The organism is Verminephrobacter aporrectodeae subsp. tuberculatae At4, from assembly GCF_000193225.1.
Classification (GTDB): domain Bacteria; phylum Pseudomonadota; class Gammaproteobacteria; order Burkholderiales; family Burkholderiaceae_C; genus Acidovorax; species Acidovorax aporrectodeae.
Map to the genome: position 1 here is coordinate 1 of NZ_AFAL01000016.1, position 4,053 is coordinate 4,053.

5 protein-coding genes are annotated in these 4,053 nt (G+C 68.6%); all 5 read right to left on the bottom strand.

The genetic code is table 11. The annotated features are described in order from the left end of the window. The coding region (locus tag VTU_RS30985; RefSeq protein ID WP_040891513.1) for a phage holin family protein at positions 1-178 on the bottom strand (178 nt) is incomplete at its 3' end. A gap of 25 nt (positions 179-203) precedes the next feature. Then, positions 204-959 carry a TerC family protein gene (locus VTU_RS0100245; protein ID WP_010099694.1) on the bottom strand — a complete coding sequence of 252 codons (756 nt, stop codon included), beginning with the start codon at positions 957-959 and terminating at the stop codon, positions 204-206. A 407-nt stretch (positions 960-1,366) separates the two neighbouring features. Continuing rightward, positions 1,367-1,630 carry a hypothetical protein gene (locus VTU_RS25065; RefSeq protein ID WP_010099695.1) on the bottom strand — a complete coding sequence of 88 codons (264 nt, stop codon included), beginning with the start codon at positions 1,628-1,630 and terminating at the stop codon, positions 1,367-1,369. Next, entirely contained in the window at positions 1,627-3,540 is a 1,914-nt protein-coding gene (feoB, locus tag VTU_RS0100255) for a ferrous iron transporter B (RefSeq protein WP_040891508.1), read from the bottom strand. The genes VTU_RS25065 and feoB overlap by 4 nt, the downstream gene beginning before the upstream one ends. Continuing rightward, on the bottom strand, positions 3,537-3,881 hold the full coding sequence (locus VTU_RS0100260; RefSeq protein ID WP_010099697.1) for a FeoA family protein: 345 nt from the start codon (positions 3,879-3,881) through the stop codon (positions 3,537-3,539). The genes feoB and VTU_RS0100260 overlap by 4 nt, the downstream gene beginning before the upstream one ends. Positions 3,882-4,053 lie beyond the last annotated feature (172 nt).

The window sequence follows — 4,053 nt, forward strand, 5'->3', positions numbered from 1 at the left end:
CGAAGGTGACCGGCAGCGTCAGCAGCACGAGCACCGGCCGCAGCACTGCGTTGAACAGGCCGATGGTGAAGGCCGCGATCAGCGCAGCGGAAAAGCTCCTGACTTCCACGCCGCTGTAAACCGAGGTCACGAACAGCAGCGCTGCGGCGCAGAGCAGCCATTTCAAAAAGAGTTTCATGGCCAGGGCAGGCCGCGCGCGCGGGTCAGTGGCCGTCCGCCGCAGACTCGGCGCCCGCGCGGCGCGCAAGAATGATCTTGCCGGCGAGCAGCACGAGCAGGGCGCCCGCGACGCTCGCGCCGTACTTGATCGGGCTGCTCACCGCGCCGCTCGCGCCATTGAGCGGCAGCTTCAGCATCCATTGCCATTTGCCAGGGTCGGTCAATACGGGGTCGGTGACGAGCATGTCGCCCGCAATCCAGCCCAGCAGCATGCCGCCCAGCGTGATGATCATCGGAAAGCGCTCCATGAGCCGAATGACCAGCTGGCTGCCCCAGACGATGATGGGGATCGAGATCAACAGGCCGAGCACGACCAGCAGGAACGAGTGCTCGCCCGCGCTCTGCGCCGCGCCGGCGATGGCGATCACGTTGTCCACGCTCATCACCAAGTCGGCCACGATGATGGTCTTGATCGCCGCCAGCAGCTTGTCGCTGCCCTGGACGTCGCCATGGCCTTCCTCGTCGGGAGCCAGCAGCTTGACGCCGATCCACAGCAGCAGCAGCGCGCCCACGACCTTGAGGAACGGCAGCGCCAGCAGGGTCACGGCGAAGGCGACCAGAATCACGCGCAGCACGATGGCCCCGGCCGTCCCCCAGAGGATTCCCCGGGTTCTCTGCGCCGGGGCCAGCCTGCGGCAGGCCAGAGCGATGACCACGGCGTTGTCTCCACCCAACAGAATGTCGATGAGGATGATCTTGCCGAGTGCGATCCAGAAGTCGTGCGAAACCAGAAAGTCCATAAATTCCTCGATGTCAGTGCGCGCGAAAGGGAGGGCCTGCGGCCGGGGAATCAGGACTGCCCACCCTGCCGGAGGGTGTGAGCCCAAGCGAAGGAAGAGATGGCCCCGATCGGCCCGCAGCGGGCCCATCAAAGGTCTTGCCCGGTTCGGCGCCTGAACGGTCTGCCAAACCCGGACCGCCGGAAGCGACACTGCGCTTCGGATTGATGACGATTCCGATGCCCTGCACCACAGCCGCCGGAGGCGGGCCGGAGCGCAAATCAGGAACTACTCCCCTCCGAATGCGCGATTGGAACATCGCCAGCGCGCGCACGCAAGCCGCAACGGCGGCAAATTTGTCCCGGTGACGGCGGCGAGCGGACAGAGGAAAGGGAGGGGACTCAACCCAAGAGCGCCGAGCAGTCAATTCAAGAGCGCCGAACGCTCTGCCCCGGCATGGACATCGGCTGCGCCTGCGCAGCAGCCGCTGCCGGCGTTTGGGCGGCGTCCGCAGCGCCCGACGTGGAACAACCCGCGCAGCGGCTGCAGCCACCGCCGCAACCCGGGGCCTCCTGCGCCATCGCGGGGTGCACCCGTTGCAGCCACCGGCGCAGGCGGGCGGGCATCCAGCGCCACAGCACATACGCAGCCGCCAGGGCCACGATCAGCGCGCTGATCCATTGCTGCGTCATGCGCCGCCTCCCAGCGCCAGGGCGACGCGGTACGTGACGTAGCTGGCGCCGTAGGCGAGCACGAACAAATAGCCCGTCATGAGCAGCGGATAGCGCCAGCTATTCGTCTCGCGCCGCACGGCGGCGATGGTGGAGATGCACTGCGGCGCGAACACGTACCACGCCATGAGCGACAAGGCCGTCGCGAGGGACCAGGATCCGGTGATCAGCGCCTCCAACTGCTTGGCCGCCTCGTCCCCCGTGGCGGACAGCGCGTACACCGTCCCCAGGGCGCTGACTGCAACCTCGCGCGCGGCCATGCCGGGAATCAGCGCGATGGCGATCTGCCAGTTGAAGCCGATGGGGGCCACGATCGGCTCCAGCCACCGACCCAACTGGCCCGCGTAGCTGTAGGTGATGGCCGCCTGCTGCGCCCCCGGCGGCGCTGCGGGGTAGGTGGACAGGAACCACAGCAGCACGGTGATGGCCAAAATGATGCCCCCCACCCGCCCGATGAAAATCATCGCCCGCTCGTACAGGCCAAACGCCAGGTTGCGCAGGCTGGGCCAGCGGTACGCGGGCAGTTCCATCATCAGCGGCGCGGCCCGCGTGTCGCTGCGCGCCAGCTGGGTCACCGCGGCCGCCGCCATGGCGCTGGCGATGCCCACGAGGTACAGGCTGAAAAGCACCACCCCCTGGAGGTTGAAGACGCCCGCCAGCGTGCGCTCGGGGATGAAGGCGGCGATCAGCAGGGCGTACACCGGCAGGCGCGCGGAGCAGGTCATGAGCGGGGCGATCATGATGGTCACCAGCCGTTCGCGCCACTGGGTGATGGAGCGCGTCGCCATCACCCCCGGAACGGCGCAGGCAAAGCTCGACAGCAGCGGGATGAACGAGCGCCCGGACAGGCCCACCGTGCCCATCACGCGGTCCAGCAGGAACGCGGCCCGCGGCAGGTAGCCCGAATCCTCCAGCGCCAGGATGAACAGGAACAGGAACAGGATCTGCGGCAGGAACACCAGCACGCTGCCCGCGCCGGCCAGAACGCCGTCGGTGAGCAGGCTGCGCAGGGGGCCGTCGCCCATGCCTGCGTTCACCTGCTCGGTGAGCCAGGCCATTCCCGCTTCGATCCAGGACTTGGGCAATTCGGACCAGCTGAAAACCGCCTGGAACATCAGAAACAGCGTGGCCGCGAGGACCAGCAGACCCCAGACGGGGTGCAGCAGCAGCGCGTCGATGCGGTCGTCCATGCGCAGACCGCGCGCCGGCACGCGCACCGCGAGGCCCATGATCCGCCGCACCTGCTCGTGGGTGCGGATGACCTCGGCCTGCGTCTCCAACCCGTCCGCATCCGGCGCCGGGAGCGCCGCCACGGGCGCTTGCACGGAGCGCTGCGGCGACGGCATGGTCTCCAGCCACTGCAGCAGTTCCCTGGCGCCGTCGCCGCGCACCCCCACGGTGGCCAGCACGGGCAGGCCGAGTTCGCGCTCGAGCACCGCGCGGTCTATGGCGATGCCCTGGTGCTCGGCCAGATCCATCATGTTGAGCACCAGCACCATGGGCAGGCCCAGGGCGCGCACCTCGAGCACCAGGCGCAGGTTCAGGCGCAGGTTGGTCGCGTCCGTGACGCAGACCAGCACGTCGGGCGCGGGCTCTCCGGTCCGCGCGCCGCGCACGATGTCACGGGTGATGGCCTCGTCCAGGCTGCGCGCATGCAGGCTGTAGGCACCCGGCAGATCCAGCACCCGCACGCGCCGGCCGGAGGCGGTCTGCAACAGGCCCTCCTTGCGCTCCACGGTCACGCCCGCGTAGTTGGCCACCTTCTGGCGCGCGCCGGTGAGCAGGTTGAACAGCGCGGTTTTGCCGCAGTTCGGGGTGCCCAGCAGCGCAATGCGCAGGGGCGGCGTGGCAAGGGTCTGTGTGCTCATCATGCCTCCCGGCCGGAAGTCTGCGGCGGCTGCGCCACCAAGTCCTGCGGGCCCTGCAAGCGCACCTGCACCATGGACGCTTCCCTGCGCCGCAGGGCAAAAGTGCTCTGCCCCACGCGCACCGCGATGGGGTCTGCCCCCACCCCGCCGCGCGCGAGTACGCGCACCGCCTCACCCGGCAGAAAACCGATTTCCAGCAAGCGCAAGAGAACGCCCTGCTCCAGCGCGTCGCTGGCCGGCAGCAGTCCCGTGACCACCGCCTGGGCGTGCAGGGGCAGGGAATCGAGCCCTGCGCGGGCAGGTCCGGCGCCGGAATGCGGCAACGCTGCGGCGTCAATGTTCATGGTCTTCATGCTGCCCCGCCTTGATACTACAAACAATAGCGATTCGTATTCTAGCAACTCCTGCGGAGCAAACCCGCCTGCGCGCCCCGACAGGCCCGTCGCGCCGCAGTTGCCCGTCGTGCATCCGGCTGTCTCAGCAAACCCCGATGCCCTTGAACGCCCCCGTGGCGAT

What these genes read in the sequence shown, in the direction of transcription:
- VTU_RS0100260 (WP_010099697.1), bottom strand. Translation starts at nt 3,881, where the DNA reads ATGAACATTGACGCCGCAGCGTTGCCGCATTCCGGCGCCGGACCTGCC.
- VTU_RS25065 (WP_010099695.1), bottom strand. Translation starts at nt 1,630, where the DNA reads ATGACGCAGCAATGGATCAGCGCGCTGATCGTGGCCCTGGCGGCTGCG.
- feoB (WP_040891508.1), bottom strand. Translation starts at nt 3,540, where the DNA reads ATGATGAGCACACAGACCCTTGCCACGCCGCCCCTGCGCATTGCGCTG.
- VTU_RS0100245 (WP_010099694.1), bottom strand. Translation starts at nt 959, where the DNA reads ATGGACTTTCTGGTTTCGCACGACTTCTGGATCGCACTCGGCAAGATC.